This window comes from Butyrivibrio sp. FCS006 (assembly GCF_000424525.1).
Lineage (GTDB): Bacteria > Bacillota > Clostridia > Lachnospirales > Lachnospiraceae > Butyrivibrio.
In genome coordinates, this window is sequence record NZ_KE384203.1 from 668,918 (window position 1) to 695,449 (window position 26,532).

General features: G+C 45.5%; 25 protein-coding genes and 1 pseudogene. 9 read left to right on the top strand and 17 right to left on the bottom strand.

The window, feature by feature from the left end; all coding sequences use genetic code 11:
- Nucleotides 1-176 precede the first annotated feature (176 nt).
- Genes G633_RS0110170 through G633_RS0110180 form a run of 3 tightly spaced genes read left to right on the top strand, consistent with a single transcriptional unit; the run spans nt 177 to nt 2,460 of the window.
- Nucleotides 177-653: a DUF2975 domain-containing protein gene (locus tag G633_RS0110170; RefSeq protein WP_026519844.1), complete on the top strand. Its 477-nt coding sequence runs from the start codon at nt 177-179 to the stop codon at nt 651-653.
- Between the two features lie 17 nt (nt 654-670).
- Complete coding sequence (locus G633_RS0110175) at nt 671-883, top strand: helix-turn-helix domain-containing protein (protein WP_026519845.1); 213 nt, start codon at nt 671-673, stop codon at nt 881-883.
- 2 nt (nt 884-885) lie between these two features.
- Nucleotides 886-2,460: a DUF4153 domain-containing protein gene (locus G633_RS0110180; RefSeq protein ID WP_026519846.1), complete on the top strand. Its 1,575-nt coding sequence runs from the start codon at nt 886-888 to the stop codon at nt 2,458-2,460.
- Nucleotides 2,461-2,524: 64 nt separating this feature from the next.
- Here the strand turns inward: G633_RS0110180 and G633_RS0110185 are convergent, their stop codons facing one another.
- The 5 genes from G633_RS0110185 to G633_RS0110205 form a co-directional block, all read right to left on the bottom strand.
- A complete protein-coding gene (locus tag G633_RS0110185) occupies nt 2,525-3,343 on the bottom strand; it encodes a transporter substrate-binding domain-containing protein (protein WP_026519847.1) in 819 nt (272 codons plus the stop codon).
- A gap of 70 nt (nt 3,344-3,413) precedes the next feature.
- On the bottom strand, nt 3,414-4,154 hold the full coding sequence (locus G633_RS0110190) for an amino acid ABC transporter ATP-binding protein (RefSeq protein ID WP_026519848.1): 741 nt from the start codon (nt 4,152-4,154) through the stop codon (nt 3,414-3,416).
- A 12-nt stretch (nt 4,155-4,166) separates the two neighbouring features.
- On the bottom strand, nt 4,167-4,841 hold the full coding sequence (locus tag G633_RS0110195) for an amino acid ABC transporter permease (RefSeq protein ID WP_022770267.1): 675 nt from the start codon (nt 4,839-4,841) through the stop codon (nt 4,167-4,169).
- Nucleotides 4,834-6,228, bottom strand: a complete 1,395-nt coding sequence (locus tag G633_RS0110200) for an MATE family efflux transporter (RefSeq protein WP_026519849.1) — start codon at nt 6,226-6,228, stop codon at nt 4,834-4,836. Before G633_RS0110200 ends, G633_RS0110195 begins: the two co-directional genes overlap by 8 nt.
- An 88-nt stretch (nt 6,229-6,316) precedes the next feature.
- Nucleotides 6,317-7,645, bottom strand: coding sequence for a DUF2130 domain-containing protein (locus tag G633_RS0110205; RefSeq protein WP_026519850.1), 1,329 nt, complete (start codon nt 7,643-7,645; stop codon nt 6,317-6,319).
- A 234-nt stretch (nt 7,646-7,879) separates the two neighbouring features.
- Between G633_RS0110205 and G633_RS0110210 the strand changes: the two genes are divergently transcribed.
- Nucleotides 7,880-8,359, top strand: coding sequence for a cyclic nucleotide-binding domain-containing protein (locus G633_RS0110210; RefSeq protein WP_026519851.1), 480 nt, complete (start codon nt 7,880-7,882; stop codon nt 8,357-8,359).
- Nucleotides 8,360-8,382: 23 nt separating this feature from the next.
- Entirely contained in the window at nt 8,383-9,525 is a 1,143-nt protein-coding gene (locus G633_RS0110215; RefSeq protein WP_026519852.1) for an aldo/keto reductase, read from the top strand.
- A gap of 162 nt (nt 9,526-9,687) precedes the next feature.
- On the opposite strand, the gene nadE is transcribed toward G633_RS0110215, so the two are convergent.
- The 4 genes and pseudogenes from nadE to G633_RS0110235 all read right to left on the bottom strand — a co-directional run bounded on the left by nadE (nt 9,688) and on the right by G633_RS0110235 (nt 13,464).
- Nucleotides 9,688-10,428, bottom strand: a complete 741-nt coding sequence (gene nadE / locus G633_RS0110220; RefSeq protein WP_035771045.1) for an NAD(+) synthase — start codon at nt 10,426-10,428, stop codon at nt 9,688-9,690.
- Entirely contained in the window at nt 10,415-11,626 is a 1,212-nt protein-coding gene (gene pncB / locus G633_RS0110225) for a nicotinate phosphoribosyltransferase (RefSeq protein ID WP_026519983.1), read from the bottom strand. The genes nadE and pncB overlap by 14 nt, the downstream gene beginning before the upstream one ends.
- Nucleotides 11,627-11,938: 312 nt before the next feature.
- Nucleotides 11,939-12,148: pseudogene (locus G633_RS20435) on the bottom strand (adenylyltransferase/cytidyltransferase family protein); the annotation flags it as partial.
- A gap of 38 nt (nt 12,149-12,186) precedes the next feature.
- Nucleotides 12,187-13,464 (bottom strand): O-acetylhomoserine aminocarboxypropyltransferase/cysteine synthase family protein, encoded by a 1,278-nt coding sequence (locus G633_RS0110235; protein WP_026519854.1) that lies wholly within the window; start codon nt 13,462-13,464, stop codon nt 12,187-12,189.
- A gap of 177 nt (nt 13,465-13,641) precedes the next feature.
- Here G633_RS0110235 and G633_RS19320 point away from each other — a divergent pair, with 177 nt between their 5' ends.
- Nucleotides 13,642-15,117: a diguanylate cyclase gene (locus tag G633_RS19320; protein WP_051200103.1), complete on the top strand. Its 1,476-nt coding sequence runs from the start codon at nt 13,642-13,644 to the stop codon at nt 15,115-15,117.
- A 107-nt stretch (nt 15,118-15,224) separates the two neighbouring features.
- On the opposite strand, the gene G633_RS0110245 is transcribed toward G633_RS19320, so the two are convergent.
- Nucleotides 15,225-16,211, bottom strand: a complete 987-nt coding sequence (locus G633_RS0110245; protein WP_022770255.1) for a diaminopimelate dehydrogenase — start codon at nt 16,209-16,211, stop codon at nt 15,225-15,227.
- Nucleotides 16,212-16,308: 97 nt separating this feature from the next.
- Between G633_RS0110245 and G633_RS0110250 the strand changes: the two genes are divergently transcribed.
- The 3 genes from G633_RS0110250 (at nt 16,309) to G633_RS19325 (ending at nt 20,104) form a co-directional block, all read left to right on the top strand.
- Nucleotides 16,309-16,953 (top strand): phosphoribosyltransferase, encoded by a 645-nt coding sequence (locus G633_RS0110250; protein ID WP_022770253.1) that lies wholly within the window; start codon nt 16,309-16,311, stop codon nt 16,951-16,953.
- Nucleotides 16,954-17,022: 69 nt separating this feature from the next.
- A complete protein-coding gene (locus tag G633_RS0110255; RefSeq protein WP_022770252.1) occupies nt 17,023-17,532 on the top strand; it encodes a helix-turn-helix domain-containing protein in 510 nt (169 codons plus the stop codon).
- Between the two features lie 82 nt (nt 17,533-17,614).
- On the top strand, nt 17,615-20,104 hold the full coding sequence (locus tag G633_RS19325) for an EAL domain-containing protein (protein WP_026519855.1): 2,490 nt from the start codon (nt 17,615-17,617) through the stop codon (nt 20,102-20,104).
- Here the strand turns inward: G633_RS19325 and G633_RS0110265 are convergent, their stop codons facing one another.
- The 7 genes from G633_RS0110265 to G633_RS0110295 all read right to left on the bottom strand — a co-directional run bounded on the left by G633_RS0110265 (nt 20,105) and on the right by G633_RS0110295 (nt 26,522).
- The gene (locus G633_RS0110265; protein ID WP_022770249.1) at nt 20,105-20,818 is read right to left on the bottom strand and encodes a hypothetical protein; all 714 of its coding nucleotides are present in this window, start codon (nt 20,816-20,818) and stop codon (nt 20,105-20,107) included.
- 17 nt (nt 20,819-20,835) lie between these two features.
- On the bottom strand, nt 20,836-21,852 hold the full coding sequence (locus G633_RS0110270; RefSeq protein ID WP_035771053.1) for a TRAP transporter substrate-binding protein: 1,017 nt from the start codon (nt 21,850-21,852) through the stop codon (nt 20,836-20,838).
- On the bottom strand, nt 21,849-22,640 hold the full coding sequence (locus G633_RS0110275; protein WP_242838858.1) for a response regulator transcription factor: 792 nt from the start codon (nt 22,638-22,640) through the stop codon (nt 21,849-21,851). Before G633_RS0110275 ends, G633_RS0110270 begins: the two co-directional genes overlap by 4 nt.
- Nucleotides 22,633-24,135, bottom strand: coding sequence for a sensor histidine kinase (locus G633_RS0110280; protein WP_022770247.1), 1,503 nt, complete (start codon nt 24,133-24,135; stop codon nt 22,633-22,635). The genes G633_RS0110275 and G633_RS0110280 overlap by 8 nt, the downstream gene beginning before the upstream one ends.
- Nucleotides 24,136-24,210: 75 nt before the next feature.
- Nucleotides 24,211-24,681 (bottom strand): YcxB family protein, encoded by a 471-nt coding sequence (locus G633_RS0110285; protein WP_022770245.1) that lies wholly within the window; start codon nt 24,679-24,681, stop codon nt 24,211-24,213.
- Nucleotides 24,682-24,702: 21 nt separating this feature from the next.
- The gene (locus G633_RS0110290; protein WP_026519857.1) at nt 24,703-25,998 is read right to left on the bottom strand and encodes a TRAP transporter large permease; all 1,296 of its coding nucleotides are present in this window, start codon (nt 25,996-25,998) and stop codon (nt 24,703-24,705) included.
- On the bottom strand, nt 25,998-26,522 hold the full coding sequence (locus G633_RS0110295) for a TRAP transporter small permease (protein ID WP_026519858.1): 525 nt from the start codon (nt 26,520-26,522) through the stop codon (nt 25,998-26,000). The genes G633_RS0110290 and G633_RS0110295 overlap by 1 nt, the downstream gene beginning before the upstream one ends.
- Nucleotides 26,523-26,532 lie beyond the last annotated feature (10 nt).

Genomic DNA, 26,532 nt, shown 5'->3' on the forward strand with positions numbered 1-26,532 from the left:
TTACATTCTAATTTTAACATAATAGTGTGAAGTAAATTATTAAACGTCCATAAACATTACGCAAACATTACATAACATTGACTTTCGAAAAATATTTATTGTTTTACAATAAATTTATATTGCAATTCAAAAAAAGACGTGTTATAAACAAAATATACAAGTACTTGGAGGATAACATGGATAACAAATTGAATATTTTCGTTAAGACTATCTTGGATATGTGCTTCTACTTTGGACTGTTGGCAGTTGCATCTGTCCCCTTCACCTTGAGATACTCAGTTCAGATGACGATCCGAACCCTGGGTGAGCAGACAGAATACGCAGCCATAGCAGATCACTTCTGGTATGCAGTGGTTTCGATCATGGCTGTAGGAGTCTTCACACTCCTTATACTGTTTGAACTCAGAAAGATGATGAAGACAGTAATCGATGATAACTGTTTTGTGGAAGCCAACGTTAAGAGCCTATACCGAATGGGCACTTACGCGTTTGTCATCGCAGGCATCAAGATCTTTAGATGCTTTGTATATTTCACCACCGCTGCAGTGGTTATCGCCGGTGTATTTCTTTTTGCAGGACTCTTTAGCAAGGTTCTTGCAAGAGTCTTTGACAGGGCAGTGAAATACAAGCAGGAAAATGATTTAACCATTTAACGGGGCAGGTGAAAGATATGATCGTAATAAACTTAGATGTCATGATGGCTAAGAGAAAGATGGGCCTTACGGAACTGGCCGGCAAAGTCGGTATAACCCTGGCCAATTTATCCATCCTCAAAAACAACAAAGCAAAAGCCGTAAGGCTTGAGACCCTTGATGCAATATGCAAGGCACTTGAATGTCAGCCGGGAGATATCCTGGAATATGTTGACGAAGAGGAGAAATAAGTATGGATACCAATAATCAGTCATCACAGTATAACTATAATCAGCAGCCGGTAGCTCCACAGCCGGTTAACCCACAGGTAGCCGGTTCGCAAATGGGGAACGTGGTTCAGATGCAGCCCGTGCCAAGAGGAAACGCAGAACACTTTAAGAAGTACGGACTATTATCCGTAGTCTTCGGCCTTATCTACGGATTCTGCCTTTACAACAACCACTCAAGCATCACCTACCCAATATTCATGGTCTGCGCTCTTGTTATTTTGAAACTCATAAGAGCCAGGGATGGCTTATCCCTTATAACAGACTGCAATGGTAAAAGAGCTTTAGGAGTCTTTTACGTAGTTTCCCTATTGCTACTCTCAGTGCACAGATGCCTTACAACCAGTCTTGCCCTGAACTTCCTTGAGCGATGCGCGATCTTCCTGCTGCTCTTTAGCTACATCATTTATCTCTACGCAGACACAACAGGATTTGATATAGGCGCATGGGTGATCAGCTTAATCATCACTTTTATTAAGCCTCTTGAGCATCTTCCAAGCCCTGTTTCAGATTACAAAGCTCTTAGGAGATCCAGAGCATCCGAAGAGATCAGCGACAGGAAGAAAACCGTAAACGCTGTGCTTTTGGGCCTTGCAATTACTATCCCGCTTCTGCTTGTGATTCTGCCGCTCCTTGCTTCTGCGGATGCAGTATTCGAGCACATGCTCGATGGCCTCTTTAAGGATATTGATATTCCGGAGTATATCTTCCATTCAGTAATGATGCTCTGCACTGCCATAGTCGGATTTTGGTGTGCTTATACCATTATCACCTCCATGGTAAAACAGGAACTTAAGGTAAAAGCCAGAGGTGAGGGCAAGACAAATCCGGTTATAGCCATCACCTTTACAAGCATTATCGGACTTGTTTACATCCTGTTCTGCGCAATCCAGCTCCTGTACCTTTTCAGTGGAAAGATGGCTCTTCCGGCAGGCTATACCTACGCAGAGTATGCACATGAGGGATTCTATCAGCTGCTTGCTGTATGCGTTTTAAACATTGTAATGGTTTCGATCTGTCAGGCATTCTTTAAAAACTCCAAGGTTTTAAAGGCTCTTTTGACAATAATCGCTGCCTGCACTTACATCATGATCGCATCATCGGCTTACAGAATGATCATGTACGTAAGGGTTTATCACCTGACCTTTTTAAGGCTCTTTGTACTCTGGTTTTTGGCAGTACTGTGCTTCTGGCTCTCGTTCCTTATCATCAGCATGTACGCAAGGAACTTCCCTGTATTTAAGGCATGCATGGTAGCCATTACCCTTGCATTCATCGCCTTCATCTACAGCAATCCCGATTACCGGATTGCAAAGTATGACCTTCAGGCAACTGCCAACAAGATTGATGAATATACTTCTGTTGCAGAATATATCGAGGACAGTCTGTCATTCGATGCCGTTCCTGCCATTAAAGATGATGCAGAAGTGCTTGCCCAATTCAAGAAGTATCATGATCATGAATTTGAGTACAAGGATTTTGTCGGCTTTAGAAGATTTAACATCTCCTACTACAGAGCTCAGAAGATACTTGGAAAATAAGTTTAGCGGACAAAAAAAAGCCGGGCGAATCTAAATCGCCCGGCTTTTATAAAGCCTTAATATATCAGTTGCTTGTGATATCAGCACCGAAGTACTTGTTTGAAATCTCTGCAAGAGTTCCGTCATCGCGAAGCTCTGAGATAGCCTGGTTAATTGCCTCTCTGAGAGAATCGTTGTCAGCGCCCTTTGCAAGAGGGATTGCGTACATAGTAACTTCATCATCCATAGCTGCAACCTTGAGTTCTGTGGTTCCTGTTGTCTTGAAGTAGTCCTGAGCTGAAGTGTTTGCATTGATTGTTGCATCAACTGTTCCGTTGAGAACCAGTGTCATTGTCTCGCCGATGGTGTCAACGTTTGAACATGTAGCGCCGTGCTCGATGCCCATTGCCTCGTAGGTTGAACCTGCTGAGTTAGCTGTTGTCTTGCCTGCAAGATCATCGAATGAGTTGATGTCATTGTTTGAAGCAAGGGTAACAACTACAGCGTGGTCATAAGCATAAGGATGTGTGAAATCGTATGTCTCCTTACGGTCATCTGTAACGTCAACGCCGTTTGCCATCATATCGAAGGTTCCGGTTGTAACACCTGTGAGGCCACCGTCGAATGCAACCTCCTGGAAATCAGGCTCTACACCGAGCTTCTTGGCAATTGCTGCTGCGATCTCTACATCAAAGCCCACAAGCTCATCTGTAGACTCATCGTGATAAGTAAACGGTGCCCAAACGCCCTCTGTAGCGATTGTGATCTTGCCTGCTGCCTTGATCCTTGCAAGGTGGTCACTTCCACCTGCAGACTCTGTGCTGCCACCGGCCTGTGCTCCACAACCTGCTACTGTAACGGCTGTAAGGACAGTCATCAGTAACATAGATAGTTTTTTTCTCATAATTTTTGCTCCTTATAAAACTTCTTTCCTTAAATTAGATTGCACAAAATTCATTTTGAATAATAATACATCAGTTTTTGGTCAAACGCAAGAACTCTTTTGTCCTATCCATCTTCGGATTCTCAAAGAACTCAGCACCCGTGCCTTCTTCCACCACTTTTCCGTCTGCCATGAATACCACTTTAGAGGATACTTCTTTTGCAAAAGAGATCTCGTGGGTCACCACTATCATGGTCATGCCCTCATGTGCAAGCTCCCTCATGACTTCCAGAACTTCCGCTGTAAGCTCGGGATCCAGCGCTGATGTAGGCTCATCGAAATAAATGATATCGGGGTCCGTTGCCAGGGCTCTTGCTATTGCAACTCTCTGCTGCTGACCGCCGGATAACTGGCTCGGATACTGCCCTGCATAATCTGCCATTCCGACTTTCCTCAGGACTTCAAGCGCCTTCTTTTCAGCTTCCTTTGCATGCACATGCCTTGCTGAAGTAAGGCCAAGCGTCACGTTGTGAAGAACCGTCTTGTTGGCAAAGAGGTTGTAGTTCTGGAACACAAAACCTGTCCTCTTTCTGATGGCTGAGATATCCTCTCTGGAAACCTTCGGAAGATGGTAGGTCTTTTCCCCAAAGACAAGTTCTCCCTCGTCGGCCTTCTCAAGGAAATTTATGCAGCGAAGAAGCGTGGTCTTGCCTGAACCGGACGGTCCAAGGATCGATACCACATCGCCCTTTTCAACAGTGAGGTCGACGCCCATAAGGACTTCGGTGGCGTCGAACTTTTTATGTAAATTTTTAACTTCAAGTAATGCCATAAATACCTCTTATCACTTTCTGACTCCGTAGCTTCCAAGGATCTTTTCGCCCTTCTTCTGCACGAAGGTAAGCACCGTACAGAACAAAAGGTATACGATTGCAACCTCGATGTAGAGAGGCAGATAGTTGTAGGACTGTCCTGCGATCTGCTTGGTCCTTGTAAACATCTCGACAACGGTGATGCTTGAAGCAAGAGATGTGTCTTTTACCATGCTGATAAGCGCGTTAAACAGGGACGGGAATGCTGTCCTGAAGGACTGCGGAAGAATGATGTGCCACATGATCTGCATAAAGTTCATACCGACGCAGTAACCGGCTTCAAGCTGTCCTGCCGGAACTGCCTCCATTGCAGCCCTCATGGTCTCTGCGCTGTAGGCTCCCTCGTTTATGGTGAACACGATAACTGCCATAACAAAGGGGTTTGCGTGTATTCCGATAAGCGGAAGTCCGTAGAATGCCACCATGAGCTGAACCAGGAGTGGCGTTCCTCTTATGACCCAGATATAAAATCTGCAGATCTGCTTAAGGACCGGCACCTCAGCAAACTGAACCATCGCCACAAGCACCGCCAGGACCGTTGAGAGGATAAAGGCGATGATTGCCAGTGGCAGTGTGACTTTGAGTCCGAATTCCAATATTTTGGGAAAAGAGCTGATGAGCAGCTCCATTGTCTTTTGACTAATCATTAAACTTTCTAAGCTCCGTATATGCCATAGGTACGGCAATTAGTAGTGATAGAACATCTGCGCAGGCCTGAGCCATCTCAACGCCCTGAATTCCAAGAAACTGCGGAAGGATCAGGATCAGCGGGATAAAGCAAAAGCCGTTTCTTGCTGATGCTGTGATCGATGCCTTGAAGCCCTTTCCGATGGACTGAAGCATCATGTTGCTGATAACAATTGCGCCCGAGAGCGGTGTTGACATGCACATGTAGCGCAGTGCCGTGGTTCCGACTTCTTTGGCGTACTGCAGGGTCTGAGCCGAATCAAGGTCGGCTGCTGCCTTTTCTCTGAAGAACAGGCTGATGATCTGCGGCGCGAATCTGTAGAATATGGCGCCGATGATGATCAGGAATATGGTTGAATACTTAACGCAGAACCAGAAGCCCTCTTTTACCCTCTTGGTAAGGCCTGCGCCGTAGTTGAAGGAACAAACCGGCTGATAGCCCTGGCCGAATCCGATGAGCGCTGAGCCCATCATCAGCATAAGTCTTCCGGCAACGCTCATTCCGGCAATGGCTGCATCTCCGCCAATGGCTCCGGCTGTACGATTGAGGAGCAGTGTTGAAATAGCTGCAAGTCCCTGACGGAAAAGAGATGGTGCACCTCCGTTTATTACTTCAAGGAGATAATGCCAGTTGAGCTTGACGTTACTGATGCTCATTCTGATGTTCTCTCCCTTGCTGGTTCCGATGAACAGTACGATAAAGCTTGTGAGCTGGCCCATGACTGTTGCGATGGCTGCGCCTCTTACCTGCATGTGGAAAACCAGGATAAGAAGCGGGTCAAGAACCATGTTCATAACTGCGCCTGACATAAGGCCTATCATGGCGTAGACAGCGCTTCCCTGGAAACGGAGCTGGTTGTTTATGACGAACTGAGCCATCATAAAGGGCGCTCCGAAAAGGATTATCCTCATGTAGTCTATGGTGAACTGCATTGTTGTGTCCGTAGCTCCGAGGAAATGAGCTATTGGAGCTGCGAAGATATTTCCTACAATTGCGAAGATGACTCCGACGATTGCCGCCATGGCAAAGCCGGTGGATGCCATCTCATTAGCTTCCTTGTGATTTCCTGCTCCAAGCATTCTGGAGAGGTAATTGCCTGAGCCGTGTCCGAAGAAAAACCCAAAGGCCTGGATTATGGCCATTACCGTGAACACAAGGCCAACTGATGCTGTGGCTGCAGTATTTACCGCGGGGTTATCGGATACTCTCGCCACAAAGAATGTATCCGCAGTGTTATAGATTGCTGTCACCAGCATACTGATGATTGTTGGTACCGATAGCGATAAGATAAGCTTCGGAACCGGCGTGGTTGTGAGATATTCACGCCTGTCTCTTGGTTGTTTCATTTATCTTTAGCATTCCTTTTGCACAATTTGTTTGTATGTAATCTATGGTATCACACCTGTCAAGTCTTTGAGTCCCCGGTGACACATATCAATCTTCTTTCAATGCGTCGAACTTGGCTTTCATGGTAGGATTGTTCCTGGTGAGCTTTTTGACGCTTACATCCTCAACCTTGCTGGTAGCAATTCTCAGCTGATTATCAGAGCCCTGGAGCTCTTTCTTTACCTTCTCAAGGTGCTGTATTGTCTTGTCTATCTCATCAATAGCTTTGTCAAAGTGACTGTGTGCAAGCTCATAGTTTCTGCCAAAGTCATCCTTGAACTTCATAAGAGAATCCTCGAAGTTTGAGATGTCGATGTCCTGATTGCGCACCATTGCAAGCTCCTGCTTGTAAGTAAGCGCATTTATGGCTGCGTTCCTAAGGAGCGTTATCATAGGAATAAAGCACTGTGGACGAACCACGTACATCTTGTCATACTTGTAGGAAACATCAACGATTCCTGCATTGTAGAGCTCAGAATCACTCTCGAGGAGGGATACAAGTACCGCGTATTCACAGTTTTTTTCCTTCCTGTCCTTATCAAGCTCCTTGAAGAAATCCTCGTTCTTGTGCTTGGATGCTGTCTCGTCCATCTCATTCTTCATCTCAAACATGATGGAGATGATCTCGACGCCGTTATCGTCCGTTTCGCGGTAGATGTAGTCGCCTTTACTTCCGCTTCTTATGTCATTGTCTTTTTCAAAATATGCATTTCTGAAGGCAGTTGCCCTGAGCTGATTGAACTGGATCTCGCAGTGCTGCTCCAGGGTCTCGCCCACCATCTTAGTGGACATCTTGGTCTTTAAGTCCTTGTAGAACTCAACTTCCTTCTCCTTTTGTTCAAGCAGAACCTTACCTCGGTCCTTCTCCTGCTGAAGCTGATTTTCAAGATCATGGGCCTTCTCGGAGAGTTCAAGCTCCGTTTCGTGAGCTTTCCTGGTCAGCTCATCGAGCCTTGCCTGCTTCTCATCCTCAACCTTCTTGACCGCCTCCATTACAGCGAGCTTCTGCCTGTCGTCACTGCTCTGCATTTCAAGAGACAGCTTGGTGTTCTTCTCCTGCTCTTTTCTCAGAAGTTCCTTGAGTTTGTCTGCTTCTGAAGCTTTCTCTTCCTTCAGCTTCTCGATCTCTTTGGTCTTTTCTTCTTTTAGCTTGTTTATCTCTTCTTCGTACTGCTGCCTGGTCTTCAGTACTACTTTATCTTCAATTGATTCCAGCTCCTTGGCATGCACTTCATTAAGGTGCCTCTGAAGCTCTTCCGTTCTTCTTGTCAGGTCTTTTTCAAATTCCTTATCCCTAATCTGCTGCACGATTGAGCTAAGCTCTGTATCATCTACCGTAAATGCCTGTCCACAATGTGGGCACTTAAGTTCTGCCATAGTTATTTCCCCCTGTTATATAGTTTGATTACCCATTGGATAATTATAACATGTTCCGCTACCTCTTTGGTGAGTCACCGGGGACGTTTCAGTTTGACTCATTTTGAGTCAAACTGAAACGTCCCCGGTGACTCACTTTACGTATTGGATAATTATTCATGTTATAATATAAAAAACACTAATGTATTTCTTATCGTACAGGTCACACTTTACTCTTACCCGGAGGATACGACTATGATGATGAAGATTCCTGCAGGCACCGTAATTATTCAGGAAGGTGAATCCAACATGGATATGTACAAGATCATATCCGGTCACGCAGAGATATACACGGGGTATGGTACTGAATACGAATCCATTCTGGCCATCAAATCCAAGGATGATTATTTTGGAGAGATGGGTCTTTTTACAGGCGGAAAGCCTGCTGTTTACACGGTTGTTGCCTACTCGGATCTTTTGCTTATGCGGATCACAGAAGCTGATATAGATGAATTCATCCTGAAAAACCATGTAGACGTCTACAAGATAATGAAGCATTTTGCTGAAACCATGTACAGCATGAAATTTGGCATGGACATGGTCATGGAGGACAGGACACTTTCCAGCAACAATGCTCGTCTTAAAAAATTCTCAGGCTTTTATACAAAAATGTTTGCACAATATAACGCATCAATGATGATGGATCCAATGGCACACTTTAACCAAAAGGCATAATGATTTTTCAGGAGGAAATGGCTATGGTATATAGAGATTTTCAGGGAATAAGGCTTTCAGGTCTCGGTTTTGGCGCGATGAGACTTCCCGTAATAGATGGTGATGATGGCAACATTGATAAGCCAAAGGCTTTTGAGCTGGTAGACAAAGCCATGTCCGAAGGCATCAATTATTATGACACTGCCTGGGGCTACCACAATGGTAATTCCGAGATTGTCATGGGCGAAGCCCTCGCCAAGTATCCGAGGGAGAGCTTTTATATCGCCACCAAGTTCCCCGGCTATGACCTTTCAAACATGCCCAAGGTAAAAGAAATATTTGAAAAGCAGCTGGAAAAGACCGGCATGGAATACTTTGATTTCTATCTCTTCCACAATGTCTGCGAAATGAATATCAATCAGTACCTGGATCCCAAGTTTGGCATTTTCAATTATCTGATGGAACAGAAAAAGAATGGCAGGATTAAGCATCTTGGTTTTTCCTGTCACGGTGAAATGGAGACGCTAAAGCGCTTTATTGATGCCTATGGTGAGCACATGGAATTCTGCCAGATTCAGCTCAATTATCTTGACTGGAAGTTCCAGGATGCCAAGGCTAAGGTAGATCTTTTAAATGAAAAAGGAATTCCCGTTTGGGTTATGGAGCCCCTCCGCGGAGGTAAGCTGGCCAAACTCGACGACAAGTTTGAAACCGAGCTAAAAGAGCTAAGACCCGATGAAGCAATTCCTGCCTGGGCCTTCAGGTTCCTTCAGAGCACAAAAGGTGTAACCATGGTGCTCTCAGGCATGTCTAACATGCAGCAGCTTGAGGATAACATTAAGACCTTCAAAGAAGATAAGCCCCTTAATGAAAAAGAAATGACGGCACTTATGTCAGTTGTCGACAGAATGCTTGAGAGGAAATCCATTCCCTGCACTGCCTGTCACTACTGCGTAAGCCACTGCCCACAGGGCCTTGATATACCACGTTTGATCTCTCTTTACAATGAACACTTTATTACAATTGAAGGCGGAGGATTCGACTTCATCGCACCCATGGCACTTTCAGCCATTCCCGATGAGAAGAGACCTTCATCCTGCCTCCACTGCCACAGCTGCGAGCAGGTTTGCCCTCAGCAGATAAAGATTTCCGACATGATGAGCGATTTCGTTTCTGAGATTGGATAAAATGAACCCTGGGGACGGAGTCAGTGGCTCATTTTCTGACAATTATTCCAAAAAGAAACTTCTTTCTGAAAATGAGCCACTGACTCCGTCCCCAGGGTTCAAAACGGCCAAGCAAGCACCCCAAAAAATAAAGCCTGAGGAATTGCTCCTCAGGCTTTTTCTTTATCTCTTATACATCGGAATAGTCTGCAGTTTGTGCAGGTTAAGTCTATGCAGTCTGTCGATCTTCTCTTTTATCTCCAGATTCTCAATCTCACCGGTCCTTACGTACTTATCCAGCATCGCATAAGTAAATCCAAGCTTGTCCTCATCTGACATTCCTGAAAGTCCGTCTGACGGAGTCTTGTGAATAAGCTCAGAAGGAAGTCCCAGCTCATCACCGATCTGAAGCATCTCGCAAACAAGGAAGTCAGAGCAGGGGCTGAAATCGCCTGCTGCGTCGCCGTACTTGGTTGAATAACCAACGTAGTCCTCGGAAGCATTACAGGTATTAGCCACACGTCCGCCCTCGGGAAGTGACTGCGCAATTGCATAGAGTGTAGTCATTCTAAGTCTTGGCGGAGTGTTGATGATGGCATCCTTACCGGGCTCAACGCCTGCTGCCTTAAGAGCATTCATCTCGCCCTCAAAAGCCTCAGCGATGTTGACGGTGTAATTCCTGATTCCCAGGAACTCAACAACCTTCTGTGAATCCGAGATGTCTTTTTGCTCGCCGTTAGGCATCATAACGCCCACCACGCGCTCTTTTCCAAGAGCCTTAACAAGGAGAGCTGCGACAATCGTTGAATCCTTGCCTCCGGAAATACCGATGACGGCACTAGCCTTCGGACCGTTATTCGAAAACCACTCCTGAATCCATGCAACAATATTTTCTATTTCTATTTTGGCATCAAAGCACCTCATTCTCCATCCTCCAATTTATGCATCTCTGAAGGTAATCAACGTAGTCAGGGTTCTTGCACATTCCCTTGCCTTCAACGTCGGAAACCTTAGCTACATCCTGTCCGTTGCAGGCTGTTGTCTTCATAACGATGTTGAGCGCAGGAACCTTGGTATCATTTGAAATGTAGGTTCCGATTCCGAAAGCAACCTTAGCTCTTCCTGCAAAATGTGCGTTGATGTCATTAGCACGCTTGAAATCAAGGCTGTCACTAAAGAGCAGTGTCTTTGTGGCAGGATCGATGCCAAGGCTCTCGTAGTGCCCTATCATCTTCTCGCCCCACTCGATCGGATCTCCTGAGTCATGTCTTACACCTGAGAAGAGAGTTGAGAATGTCAGCTGGAAGTCACGCAGGAAGCAGTCTGTAGTGATTGCATCCGTGAGTGCTGTTCCGTTTAAGATTCCGTACTCCTTTACCCAGTAGTCCAGTGCGTACCAGTTTGAGTAAGCCGGATTGTGCTTGTGATTGCCCTGTCCTACACACATGATCCACTCGTGGGCCATGGTTCCGACAGGTGTAACACCGTGCTTCTTGGCAAGAAGTACATTTGATGTTCCAACGAACTTAGAGCCTGTTCCGTCGAGCTTAGCTTCCTTTAACTTAAGTACTGCAAGCTCCTGAGCCTCAGCTGAGAGCCTTCTCCTTAAGCCGAACTCTGAGAATGCCCCGATCTTGTATGTTCCATCTGTTAAAAGAGCTATCTTCTCATCGAGCTTCTGCTCAAAGGATTCCATGAGCTCCTCATAGTCATAATTCATTCTGAAGTATACTTCGTTTACAATCGCAAGAGTAGGAATCTCGTACATTGAAGTGTTGAGCCATGTACCGTTGGTCTCGATTGAAAGTCCGCACTCTGCATCTGTTGTGATGGTGAAGTCCTCATATCTTGGGTGCCAAAGTCTAAGGAAATCAACGTAAGACTTCTTTATCCACTTAATGCTTGCAAGGTAATTGAGCTCATCCTCGGTGAAATTTAAGTCGCAGTAGAGATAAATCTGTCTCTTGATCTCGTCCACCATCTCGGTTGTGAACTTCACGTCCTTGTTACGGCATCTGAAAGTCCAGGTTGTTGTGTAATCGGGGAAGTTGTGATAGATTGCCTGTCCCATTGAAAATTTGTACAGGTCTGTTTCAAGTAAACTGTCAATAATTGGATTCATTGGATCCTCCTCTAATTTTCCTGTTTTAAGCAGGTAATTTCTAAATACAACATTTATGTCCTCTGACAGATCCATCGGGTTCTCGCGGATCTCAGTCCCGCTAACCTGCACAATGGTTCGATCCACCAGATTAAATGTATGATCAGGATAGATAGGCCCAAGCTTTTCCACATAGGAAGGTTCGCCTGTGTACCAGTTAAAGTGTGCGCTATCCGGGTCTATACCTGCGGATGAAAAGAGCTCTTTTCCCCAAGCAACCCAGTTCTCGTGAGTGAAGGTACCGTCAAGGCCAATCTTCTTGTCATCAATAATGGCAACGGTAACTCTTGGGTTGTCTCTGAACATCTCTCTGACAAGCTTATAACGCACCGTGAAAGGGAGGAAGTCTTTTCCCCTATCCTGCTGATAACCGCACACAGCGATGATCATCCTGTCATTCTCGTCTAAAGCTCTTTTCACAAGAGATTCATGTCCCTTATGAAACGGTATAAAGCACCCGAAAACTATTCCTATATTATCCATAGGTTATCTCCTTTGAAATCGCCGGCTCAATTATAACATTAGCCAAGAGCGTTTGCGATATCTGCGATAAGATCTTCCTTGTCCTCAAGACCGCAGCTCATTCTTACAAGTCCTGCAGGGATTCCTGCTTCAAGGAGCTGCTCATCGGTCATCTGTCTGTGTGTTGATGTTGCAGGATTCAGGCAGCATGTCCTTGCATCTGCAACGTGGGTCTCGATGGCTGCCAGTTTAAGCTTCTTCATGAAGCTCTCTGCCGCTGCTCTTCCGCCCTTAAGCTCGAAGGAAACAACTCCGCAACCGCCGTTTGGCATGTACTTCTTAGCCAGCTCGTAGTATGGATCAGACTCAAGTCCGGGATAGTTGACCTTGGCTACTTCCTCTCTTGTCTGAAGGAACTTTGCAACAGCAAGGCCGTTCTCAACGTGGCGAGGCATACGCACATGAAGTGACTCAAGACCAAGGTTTAAAAGAAATGCATTCTGAGGTGACTGTATGCAACCAAGGTCACGCATGAGCTGTGCTGTAGCCTTTGTGATGAATGCGCCGGCGTTTCCGAACTTCTCGGCATAAACAATTCCGTGGTAGGACTCATCAGGTGTTGTAAGTCCCGGGTATTTATCTGCATGAGCCATCCAGTCGAACTTGCCGGAATCAACGATAACTCCGCCAACTGCTGCTCCGTGGCCGTCCATGTACTTGGTGGTTGAATGTGTAACGATATCTGCGCCCCACTCGATAGGTCTGCAGTTTACAGGTGTCGGGAAGGTGTTGTCCACGATAAGCGGAACTCCGTGCCTGTGAGCTGCGTTTGCGAATCTCTCTATATCAAGAACTGTAAGCGCAGGGTTTGCGATGGTCTCACCGAACATTGCTCGTGTGTTGTCCTTAAATGCTGCATCCAGCTCCTCATCGGAAGCTGTAGGTGAAACGAATGTAACATCGATGCCCATCTTCTTCATGGTAACTTCGATGAGATTGAAGGTTCCGCCGTAGATGGATGAAGAAGCTACGATGTGACTTCCTGCCTCGCATATATTAAACAGGGCAAAAAAGTTTGCTGCCTGTCCCGAAGATGTCAGCATTGCTGCAGTTCCGCCCTCCATGGCAGCGATCTTGGCAGCCACATAATCATTGGTGGGGTTCTGAAGTCTTGTGTAGAAATATCCGGAAGCCTCAAGGTCAAAGAGCTTACCCATATCCTCGCTGGTGTCGTACTTAAAAGTAGTAGACTGAATGATCGGTATCTGCCTTGGCTCTCCGTTTCCGGGAGTGTATCCCGCCTGTACACATCTTGTTCCAATTCCCTGCTGACTCATTTTCAATTCCTCCAAAAGCTTTTTTAGATTCTACCTCACAGTATTATACTAATATTGCCCTCAAAAGTATAGCGCACGGGTCATACTCTTTTTATGCTTTTTTTAGACACATTGACGCAAAACCATAGTAAAATTATCATGTAAAGGTGTTTGCTTCTCTTAAAGGCGGCTGTGCTTATGTTCATGACCCTTAAAAGAACTAAAATACTCGGCTGGGGTATGGCCATCAGTTTCCTGATGATCCATATCCTGATGATCTGCGTCTTTTATAAGTGCGGCGTTACGCCTATGGTGATCTTTAACGCATTCAGCATTGTCTTTTACATCTTTATGCTCTTTGTTCTATATAAAGAGTGGTTCCCCTTCTTTGCAGTTGCCATATATCTGGAAGTTGCAGCCCACATGACCTGCTCTGTCATTCTTACCGGCTGGAACAGCGGATTTCAGATAACGCTTATAGGTATGAGCGTTCTTGCCCTTTATTCGGAATACACAGGAAGAGCCCTTAAGCTTAAGATTATCAGAATGATGCCTGCATGCATTCTCGGCATGTTTCTTTATCTTGGTTCTTACGTGTATCTTCAGTATCACCCGGCTCCATACTCCCTTCCTGCAAAAACTGAATTTGCACTCTCCCTCTTATGGGGCGTTATTGTATTTGTGATCATGCTGTTTGTCCTGCAGCTCCTGGTCTACATCGCAATCTCCTCCGAGAACCAGCTTGAATACCAGCTCTCCCACGACAAGCTCACAGGACTGCCCAATCGCTACTACCTATCCACTCAGTTTGAGAATGTTGAAAAAGAGAATTCGGACTACTGGATAGCCATCTCAGACATCGATAATTTTAAGAAGATAAACGACAACTACGGTCACAACTGCGGAGACTACGTACTCAAAACAATAGGTGAAATATTCGGAAAGAAAGATGTTCTTGTAGGTCGCTGGGGCGGGGAAGAATTTCTTTTCCTAAGGAAGATGGATAAAGACACTGATCCCTTCAAGTATGTTGATGACATAAGAAAAGAAATTGAACAGACCGACTTCAGTTATGAGGGTCAAAAGCTCGCTGTTACTATGACCTTCGGAATGTCATATTTCAGGGGAAGTGATGGACTCTACGGCGCCATCAGAGATGCGGATGAAAAGCTCTATGCCGGCAAGCACAGCGGCAAGAATAAGGTTGTGAATGTTATGAGCGGCGGAAGTGACAGCGCAACCTCCTATCAGGATCCGCTCACCAGGGTCAAGAACAAACCTGCTTATGAGAAGATGATCGAATCCCTGAACTGGGATATTCAAAATAAGACCGCTCAGTTCGGTATCGTTATAATTAAGCTCTTAGACGTTACCATGATAAATGAGAGATACGGGCACGATAAAGGAAACGACTACATCGTCGGTGCTTCCAAGATTATTTGCCAGATATTTGTGAACTCCCAGGTATTCAGGATCGGCGGAGATGACTTTGCGGTAGTTCTGACTAACAGGGATTATTATGACAGGGATAAGCTCTTTGAGGAGCTTAAAGACAGATATAAAGAAACTGCTGAGAATAGTACAGTATCAGCTTGGGAGCGGTACAATGTAAGCTGCCGGATGTCTGTTTATGCTGACGGCGATGAAAGTGTTGAAACTGTACTCAGTAAATGAGTCAAACTGAAACGTCCCCAGTGACTCAAAATGAGACAATCTGAAACGTCCCCGGTGACTCAAAAAAAGGAGTCAATGAGAACCGTCCCCATTGACTCCATTATTATTTAGAGAAGATGTGCTCTGAGCTCTTCTGGGCTCTGACTTGAAAGGTATGCAGGTGGAATGTCGAGCATTGTCTTGCAGCCCTTTGCGCCTTCGGCCTGGAGCTTGTATGCTGCTCTTGCAACAGCAACAAGAACGCTGGTTGTGAACTCAGGGTTTGAATCAAGCTTTAAGCTGTACTCGATGATGTGGTTGTGCTCCTTGTCAGCACCGGTCTTACCGCTTCTGAATACGAATCCGCCGTGAGCCATTCCGCTGTGGTTCTTAAGAAGCTCCTCTTCGCTGATAAAGTGAACTGTTGTGTCGTAATCAGCAAAGTAGTTGGGCATCTCCTTGATTTCTTTCTCAACAGCTGCTGCGTCTGCGCCTTCCTCAAGGACTACGAAGCACTCTCTTGTGTGCTTGTCTCTTGTGGTGAGCTCAGGGTTCTTGCCGCTTCTGACTGCCTCAAGTGCGCTTTCTACAGGGATTGTGTACTGCTTGGCATTCTTGACACCCTTAACTCGTCTGATGGCATCTGAGTGTCCCTGGGATACGCCCTTGCCCCAGAATGTATAGTCGTTACCGTCAGGAAGAATAGCATTTGAATATACTCTTGCAAGTGAGAACATTCCGGGATCCCATCCGCAGGAGATAACAGCAACCTTGCCTGCTTCCTTAGCTGAAGCATCAACGTTTGCAAAGTGCTCAGGAATCCTTGCGTGAGTGTCAAAGCTGTCTACTACGTTAAAGAGCTTTGCATACTCAGGAGTCTGAACAGGAAGATCGGTTGCGCTTCCGCCGCAAAGGATCATTACATCGATCTTGTCTTTCCAATCAGCAGCTTCGCTGACAGAAACAACAGGAACACCGGCAGTCCTGATAGAAAGAGATGCCGGATCTCTTCTTGTGAAAACAGCTACAAGCTCCATGTCGGGAGCAGCTGCAACTGCGAGTTCTACGCCTTTTCCAAGGTTACCGTAACCAAGGATACCAATTCTGATACTCATTAAATTTCCTCCTCCAAACTGATAAATCATGTGCAATTAAAGTGTATTATACAGCAAAAGATGGTATACTAAAAGAAAAAAAAGGGGGTTTTTGGGTATGCTAAGTGAGTACACCAAGATACCAGCATCAATGAATTCGAATGTGGCCCTCAAAATAATACCCGGCCACTACGCTACCACCCACTCTCATATCACCAATTATATGGAGATTGGTACCATGAAGACTCGTTGCAGCGAAGCTCATGGTGTAGCAGCAATTCTAGCAATGCACTACACAATTTCCACGCCTGTGGATACCATTGTATGTGCTGACGGAACTGAAGTTATCGGAACTTACCTTGCAGAAGAGCTCACAAGAGCCGGAGTTCTCAATTACAATGCACACAGAACAGTCTATGTCATTGCGCCTGAGTACACAGCAAGTGGCCAGATCATCTTCCGCGACAATCTTCAGCTGGCCATCAGAGGCAAACACGTACTGCTTCTTATGGGCTCACTTACAACCGGAAGAACCTTAGAGCACCTCATGGAGGGTGTACGCTACTACGGAGCCAACGTATCCGGTGCCTGCGCAATCTTCAGTGCGGTAAAAGAGGTTGATGGCATACTTGTAAATGCCGTATTCCACCCTGAAGAAATACCTAACTACCAGTCCTATTCACCGGCTGAGTGTCCGCTTTGCAAAAACGGAACACCAATCGATGCACTGGTTAACAGTTTTGGCTACAGCGAGCTAAAATAATTTTTGAGTATCATGCAGGGTTGGCGCCGAGAGCATCAGCGCCGACCCTTTTTATATATGGAGGAAAAAATGGGAAAAAAGTCGATCAAAGAGGATAAGAATGTTTACTTCGTAGCCAGGGAAGAAGCAGGCCTTACCAGAGCCCAGGCCAGCGAGCTTATCGGAACCATCAGCGAGAGCCGTCTTGAAAAGCTTGAGACCGGCAAGACAGCCATCGTTCCGGAAGACGTTGTAGATATGGCCCTTGCCTACAAGAAGCCCGAGCTTTGCAACTACTACTGCACACATGAGTGCCGTATAGGAAAAGACTCTGTTCCGGAAGTTAAGAACGCCAGCCTCTCCGAGATTGTTCTTGGAATGCTTGCAGCCCTTAACTCTCTCGATGACCAGAAAAACCGTCTTATCGACATCACAGCAGACGGCGTCATCTCAGATGATGAGCTTCCTGATTTCGTAAGCATAGAGAAGCAGCTCGATCTTATCGATTCAACAGTAGAGTCCCTCAAGATCTGGGTTGCCAGCACAATTGCAGACGGCAAGATCAATAAAACAAAATTACAGAATTTAAGAAAACAATAAAAAATTTATTCTTTATTTACAATCTCTGTCACTTAATGTGTTATGCTCAATATAGCACTAATTAGTGATGGAGATTTCGTAAATGGCATCTGGCGATCATAACCAACAGGATACCAGAAAGATTGCGGAATACGTGATCAAAAATATCGACACTGCCCTTGAGAACGGCTGGATAAAGGTATATTATCAGCCGGTTATTCGTTCGCTCACAGGGCAGCTTTGTGGTGCCGAATCCCTGGCCAGATGGGTCGATCCCGAACTCGGATTTCTTTCCCCCGACAAATTCATAGGTGCCCTCGAAGCAAGCCGTCAGATCCACAAACTGGACTGCTTTATCGTGAACAAAGTCTGCTCTGACATCTCAGAGCGCATAAACAATGGACTCGATGCCGTTCCGGTATCGGTGAATTTTTCGCGCCTTGATTTCGAAGCCACGGATATGCTTAAGGTCCTCGAAGATGCCATAACAAAATATGACATTCCCAAGGACTATATTCACGTGGAAATAACAGAGAGCATGATCGTATCCGATGCTGACCTGATGCGCAGAGTCATCGACAGCTTCAGAGATGCAGGCTATGAAGTATGGATGGACGACTTCGGCAGCGGATACTCCTCTCTTACCCTTCTTAAAGATTATTACTTTGACACCCTCAAGATGGATATGGACTTCCTTAAATCTTTTACAGACAGATCCAAATCCATCATGACATCAGCCATCTCCATGGCCAAAGACATCAACATCATGACTTTGGCAGAAGGTGTGGAGACTGCTGAACAGGTGGAGTTTTTAAAGTGCATCGGCTGTGGCATGCTTCAGGGCTACTTCTACGGACAGCCTATGCCTGTAGATAAATTCTTTGCACACATTGAAGAATTTGGCATAACAATAGAACCCAGGCAGTGGCGGCATTATTATCAGGAAGCAGGTTTTGTTGCAAGATACACGAATGAGCCTTTAGAGATCATTGAGGATGATGGAGAGAACTTCAGGACTCTCTTCATGAACGATGAGTACAAGAGGCAGATCCAGCTAAAGACCTCTATTTCCCTGGAAGAGCTTGATAACCTCATTTACAAGACCAAGTCGCCTCTTTTAAAGAAATATCGCGAATTTGCAAACAAGCTGGAGGCCACTAAGAACCTTGAGACCTTCTACTACACCTATAACGGAAACATATTGTGTCTTCAGGCAAAAGAGATTGTTGAACACGGAGGAAGGCACATAATAAAAGCTTCTAACCGCAACATCTCCATGGACATCAATTTAAGGAAGCAGAATAACGTAGACAATAAGCTCAAGGAATTAAACCACATCTTTGAGTCTGTTCTTGTGATCAATCCCAGCAGAAACACAATCGCCCCTCTGCTTGGAAACTTCGCATACTCCGGCAGGGACTCAGACGAGACCATCGGTGTTTTATCCGAAAATATAAAGAGAATGGCTGACAATATCGTGGCTGCGACCGACAGAGAAAAGTTTCTTGAATTTGCTGACTTTGAAACCCTCGGCGAGCGCATCGGGCACTCCGAAAAAGGCTTTATCGAAAATATATTCAGACTCAGACAAAGAGACGGAAATTACGCATGGCGAGAAGTTGCCATCATGATGATCCCCGGCACTCATGGAAAAGAGTTTATGATAAGCACCAAGGCAACAGCCGATGATGCCCAAAAGGTCCTTGCCAGGAACACCGCAGTTTTCGACATATCGCATTACAGCAACGCTAACCTTGATCCGTCCCTATTTACCAAGATGTGGGAGAATATTTTATCGGACGCTTCCGTCAAGTTCTTCTGGAAAGACAGAAACCGCAGGTTCCTTGGTGCCAGCAAGGCGTTCCTTGAGTTCTTTGAACTTACCATCGATGACATTACCGGTAAGACCGATGAAGAAATGAACTGGCACATTAATAATGCCGACTTCCATAACGATGAGATCGATGTTCTAAATGAGGGCGCCTACATCAAAAACGCCCCGGGTCAGTGTATTGTAAACGGTGTTGTCCACAACATTATGACCAACAAGAGTCCCATCTATGTCAACGGGCAGATAGTGGGGCTAATGGGTTATTTTATAGACATTGATCAGGAACTTGAACGTCTTGATGAGCTTTATCAGGCAAGAAGACTCGATAGCGTAACCGGCCTTATGAATTTAGCAGCCTTAGCAGAAGTCAGCAAAAGCTATTCCCAAAACTATTTAAGCAACGGTGTTGATTTCACTCTGTTGATCATAAGAAACGATACTCATCAGCGAATAATAAAGGACTTTGGAGAAGATTTCGCTAACAGGCTCCTGAAAAAGATTGGAGATACGATTGTCGAAAGCTCCGAAGGAAGCGGCGCTGTAGCAAAATGTCTTTCGTCTGACTTTGCGCTGCTGACGAATATATGTGATCCTTCTGAGCTTGATATTCTTAAGAATAATATTCAGACAGAGCTTGGCAAAATAAAAGAGCTTGACGGCAACAACATAACCCTTAAGATAAGAATTGCCTCCAAGCTCCGCAGTGACGAAGGAATAACCGACGAAAACATGTATTCCGCGGTCCTTCAGGAATTTATGTGATCATTGTAAACTGGCCTTAATGTAGTTCCAAAGCTCCGTGGTGGGCTGAGGAAAATAATGAATTCCATCCGTTTCACTTACTGTAACGGTACTGCTATTTTTAATGTATTTATAGAGGGGTATAATTTTTACCCCTCTTTTATTTGCCCAGGCCTCAAGAGATTCGTTGTACCTTATCTGATTTGCATTAGGATAATACAGGTAATCAACATCTATCAAAAGACATTCATCCACAGTGGGACCTACTGTACCTGCCACTATGGTCTTCCCCTTTTCAAGCAGGCTGTCATAATATACCTCATACTGGCTAAAATCACCAAAGTTATTGCACCCCATCCAGGTAACAAGCGTATCGAAATTATCGATGCCATAGCTCTCAATCCAGGGAACCATATCCTTGTATGAAGCTCCGTCTTTACAATAAACCATCATTCCATCTATATTCTGCCCAAGAATCTCACTGACATCTCCGCTGAACATGTCAACACTCCTTGAGTCTCCCACATAGAGGATCTTTCCATATCCGTTATAGCCCGAAGACTCCTTGACCTCCGCTGCAGCACTCTCAGCAGGTGCAGAGTTCTCAGCAGTCACAGAGCTCTCCACAGCCGCAGCATCCTTAGTATCAACAGCTTGTGGCAGACTTGTCATGCCCTGTGTGACAGACACAAAGCTCACAATCATTGCAATAATGATGGAACAGACATTTTCCATAAATCAAAGTTCCTTTCTCAGTACTCCATAATAGCCTGCAGTATATCCATTTGATCTCTGCAATACTTAGTATACACTGATTGCATAGCATCACGGAAGCGAAGTTTTTCTTCAGGCGAAAGCTCGATCACGGTAATACCACTTTTCTCTGCAACTTCTCTGGAACTCTTTTCTCTCTCTTCCCACAACACGCGCTCATAAAGTGCCGACTCTCTGGCGCACTCCTCTATGATCTTCTGATCACTCTCTGAGAGTTTGTCCCAAACTGCCTTGGAGCATATCTGAAGCTCCGGAACTCTTGTGTGCTCATCTATAGTGTAGTATCTGGCAACCATGTAGTGCCTCATAGCCTCGTAGGAAGGCCAGTTGTTCTCAGCTCCGTCAACAAGTCCCTGCTCAATGGCAGAATATACTTCAGAATATACGATCTTGGACGGGTTTGCGCCAAGGGCCGATACCATGTCCGCCATCATGTCGGACTCCTGAACTCTTATATTCATGCCCTTTATATCCTCAAGGCAGGTAATAGGCGATGTGCTGTAGAAGTTTCTCGCACCGGCGTCATACCAAGACAGTCCCACCAGATCGTGATCTCTTGTTTTTAAAAGAAATTCATCCCCGATCTCACCGTCAAGAACCCTCCACATGTGCTCAGATCCGCTGTAAAGATAAGGCATCTGAAGCACATTCATCTCAGGCATGTACTCCGCAAGCTGTGACAGGGATATTCTTGCAAAAGCAATGCCACCGTACTGCATCTGCTGAATAACCTGCATCTCACTTCCAAGCTCCGCATCGGGCTTGACCAGTATCTTTATTCTGCCGTCTGTCCTCTCATAGACAAGCTCTGCAAACCTGTTTGCTCCATGGGTTGTCGGATAGTCAGCTATCTGGTTCTCTGCGTATAAAAAGACATACTCAGGTGCCGACTCCTCCGCTTTCTTTTCCCTGATGGTACTAATCCCAAAGGCTACTACAACAAGGAGCAAAAGGACACATGCAGTTATAGCTATATATCTGCGTCTGCTGTTCATATCCCCATAACCCCTATTCTATACTCACTTGGTGTCTTACCCACCATTCTCTTGAATACTCTGGTGAAGTAGTTGGCATCCCTGTAGCCGGCAAGGGCACTGACATCCTTGATATTTATTGCAGGGTTTGCCAAAAGCTCTTTTGCCTTATCCATTCTGTATTCGTTGAGGTAGGTAATGAAGTTCTTGCCAAAGTTCTGCTTAAAGAGCTTGCAGAAATAGACATCCGAATATCCGAAAACTCCGGCCAGATCAAGGAGAGCAATATCCTCCTTGTAGTGCGTATCAATATATTCCTGCACCTGACCAACAAAAACGTTGGGTGGTGTGTCACTATCATCATCATGAGGCTGGGCTACAGGCTCTCTGTCCAGGGTATTTACGCCGCTTCCATATCTGTCGCAGATATTAAAAGCCTCCTCAAGTACGTTCACAAGATCCTCATCAGAGCCCGGTTTAAGCAGGTAATCAAGTGCCCTTATCTCGATAGCTCTTTTGGCGTAATTGAACTCATCAAAGGCCGTCAGGAACACAACGCTGCTGTGAGGACTTTCCTTCTTTATCTCAGCCGCAGCATCAAGGCCGTTCATTCCCGGCATCTCAATATCCAGGATTGCGATCTGGCAGTCTTTTTCAAAAAAGAGCTTCACAGCCTGAATGCCGTTCTCAGCCAGCACTACTTCTGTCTGGTCAGGAAAAAAAGCTTTTATCTTCTTGTCAATTACCAGCCTCTCAATGGGCTCGTCGTCTGCAACCAGTATTCTGTACATCGCTGCTCCTTTAGTCATCTACTCTGTGAAGGGGAAGGGTCATAAGGATTGTTGTTCCCTCTCCCAGTGTGCTGTTTATCGAAAGGCTTCCGCCCTCATACATTCCTTTGATTCGCCTGTTGATATTGCCAAGTCCGATGCCGACAATATCTTCATCAAGAGGTGTATCCTCGCCGCCTTCAAGGCCGGCTCTTATCCTTAAAAGAGTCTCCTCGTCCATTCCGGCGCCTGTATCTGACACCTCAATAAGGAGTTTATCTTCCTGCTGCTTTACTTTTATCTGTACCTTACCGCCCTCAACTCTTGGAGAAATGCCGTGGATTATGGCGTTCTCAAGAAGCGGCTGGAAGGTAAAGGTGGGAACGATCACCTTGTTCTCATCGACATCACATTCAATATCAAACTGCACCCTGTCGCCAAATCTCATCTTCTGAAGGTACATATAGTCCCTTGAAATCTTGAGCTCCTGGGCCAGGAGAGACTCTTTTGCCTGGGTCTTTAAGTTATATCTAAAGAGTGAACTTAGGGCTTCTATCATCTGCTCAGTGGTCTGAGCCCCCTCAAGGTTAGCTGTTCCTGCGATTACGTTCAGGGTGTTGAAAAGAAAGTGCGGATTGATCTGGCTCTTTAAGAGCTCTAAGTTCATGGTCTCCATCTGCTTCTCAATCTCGAGATTCTCAAGCTCCTGCACGTGGAGCTGGTCCAGCGCTTCCCTCTTTTCCTCCATGGCCTTGATGTATTCGCCGGTGGCAAATTTCATCTTGTTAAAGGCCGATACCATCTGCCCAAGCTCATCCTTGTTGTCAACCACAACGTCGTCGATAAAAAAGTCGTTGTTGGCAATTCTCCTTGAAGCGTTAGCCAGCTTAAGTACGGGCTTTGTAACGCTGCTGTTAAGCATCTGTGAGATCTGGAATATTACAAAGAAAAGGGCAATGCTGAGTGCCGCTGTGATAAACGGAACTCTTGCAACCACAGGGAGCATGGTCCTGTAGCTCTCATTTCCCTCCTGCATGGTGACGTCAACAAATCTCTGGGCATAGACCGAGAGGTAATTTTGCATGTTGTAAACGTCGTAGAGTTTATCTACATATATGTTCTCGGACATATAGTCCGTTATGACCTGATTTCTTTTGCTGCAGTAGACCTCGTATGCGCTCTGCAGCGACTGAAGTACAGCAAACCTGGAATCCCCAAGGTGTGTGTAGTCCAGCGGAACGGCATAGATAGCCTCGCGGGTAGCCTCCACACTCTTTTCCCAGGCCTCCTGATCCGTGGAACCTGTGCCACGTATATACTCATCAAAGGCGTCTGTCTCACGTTTAATGGCATTTACAATCTCTCCGCCTCTTGAGTTATCTTCCATGATGTCGTTGAAGTCCTTGGTAAAGAGCTTAACAACCCATGCATCAAAGAGCACCGACAGAGATAGCGCCACAAATACGCTTATGGTGAAGACCGCTATTTTATTTTTAATGGTGAGAGTTTCCCAGAAATTTCGTATCTTGTCCATAATCAAAAAATAAGAGGCCGCGTTATAGTTATATCAATAATTATAGCGCTGCCCCTTTTAAATTACTATTTAAAACTAGCCCCTGATCTTCTTACAGATATATTGATAAAACTCCTCCTTTTGATCACCCAGGACTCTGTTGGTGAGCATGTATCCGTGGCTGTCATCCGACATTACCACTATCATGTTGCTCCTCTTAATTGCATTCTTAATTCTCTTCCAGGCAAGGGACTCGCTCTTTTCCCCTACGAAGACGCGTACTCCGCCATCGTTAAAGAGAAGCTCCATATCCTTTGGCAGATCTTCCAGCTGCTTAACGCTGTTGCCGTAGATTGCAAGAGGCTGGATAACAGGAAAAAGAATGCATCCAAGAATCATAAGTACTCTGAATAGATCCGATGCTGTAGGCCAAAAACGAATTGTCAAAAGGATCATCGCTACAGTGAAGATAACATTGACCAGTCCTATCAGTGACCTGTAGGTCCTGGCCATTGCCATCTTCCACAGATCCCCGGCCTTCACATCACATTTAAATCTGTATTCCATAAAAAGACCTTTCGGAAATCTTTATTTGGTCAGTAAATTCGGGAGGAACATACTGATCTCAGGTATGAAAGTAAGCAGCATAAGAACAACGATCATGCACAGATAGAATGGCAGTGTTGCCTTAACTACTTTCTCCATCTTAACTTTACCAACCGCAGAACCGATGAACAGAACCGCACCTACAGGAGGTGTTAAGAGTCCGATACCACAGTTAAGTATGATCATTATACCAAACTGGATAGGGTTGATGCCAATTGATGTTGCGATTGGAAGAAGGATAGGTGTTGCGATCAGGATGATCGGCGCCATATCCATGATACATCCAAGTACAAGAAGGATCAGGTTCAAGAGAAGTGCTATAAGAACCGGATTTCTTGTAAGGCCGATGATTGCATTAGCTGCAAGATCAGGCACATGAAGTGTTGTCAGGCAATATCCGAAGATACTGGAAGTTGAGATGAGGATCATAACGATTGAAAGTGTGTCTACGCACTGTTCGAGGGTCTTCCAAACGCCTTTCCAATCCAGTCCCTTATAGATAAATACACTGACGATAAGGCTATAGATAACAGCAATAGCAGCTGACTCGGTAGCTGTGAAAACTCCGCCTACAACGCCCACAACAACGATTATGATCGCTGCCAGCGCCCAGAAGGAGATACTGAGCTGCTTTGCAAATTTCTTTAAACTAAATGCATCTCCCTTAGGATAATGACGTCTCTTTGAAATAATGTAAGAGCCGATCATAAGGGAAGCTGCAAGGAGTGCTCCGGGAAGATATCCTGCGAGGAACAAGCTTCCTACAGACACACCGCCGGCACTCATGGCGTAGATGACCATGTTATGGCTTGGCGGAACAAGAAGTCCCTCACAGGATGAGGTAATTGTTACCGCTGTTGAAAAGTCATCATCATATCCCTGTTCAACCATCATAGGAATAAGGATACTTCCGAGGGATGCAGTATCTGCAGCAGCAGAACCTGAAATTCCTCCAAAGAAGTAGGAAGCAACGATGTTAACCATCGCCATTCCACCTGTCATCCATCCAACGCAGGAGTCAGCAAGGGCGATCAGCTTCTCGGAAATACCACCACTGCCCATAAGGCAGCCCATGGTGATAAAGAAGGGGACAGCCATAAGACTGAAGGAGCTGATTCCCTTAACCATCTGCTGACATACTGTTGTCAGAGGAAGTCCCTGATATAAAAGGCAGAAGATAGATGAAAGTGCTACCGCATAAGCGATATGGAATCTTAAGAATATCATTACGATAAAGCTTACCAGCAATATCGCAATGGCAGTTGTATTCACAGCCATCACTTATCCTCCCCCTTTATGAAAAATCCTTTGATGTGGTTGTAGATAGCTTCAAGCTCAAAGATGATCATTGCAAATCCGGCGATCGGAATCGGGAAATACATCCAGAACTTGGAGAGCTTGGGCAGTGATACATAGGATGCCTTTGCACCCAGAGTAGTTGCATACTGCCAACCAACTATAAGCATTACAAATGCAAGTACCATGATAAATGCATCTGCAATCAGATCTAAAATTTTTAAAAGCTTTTTGGGGAGATAAACATCCAGCGCAGTCATACGAATGTGAGCTCCGCGTCTGATTGCCAGGGCTGCTGACAAAACGGCCATATAGGACATGAGGGTGAGGACTATCTCCTCACTCCATGCAGGGTCCGGAACAAAAGACACGTATCTTCCAAGAACGCTCATGCTGGTGATCAGAATATCTGCCACCAGCAAGAGCTTACATATGAAAAGTACCACTTTATAAGCAACATCGTATATAGGCTTGATCTTATCTACCGCATCGAAAAATGATTTCATACGGCACCTA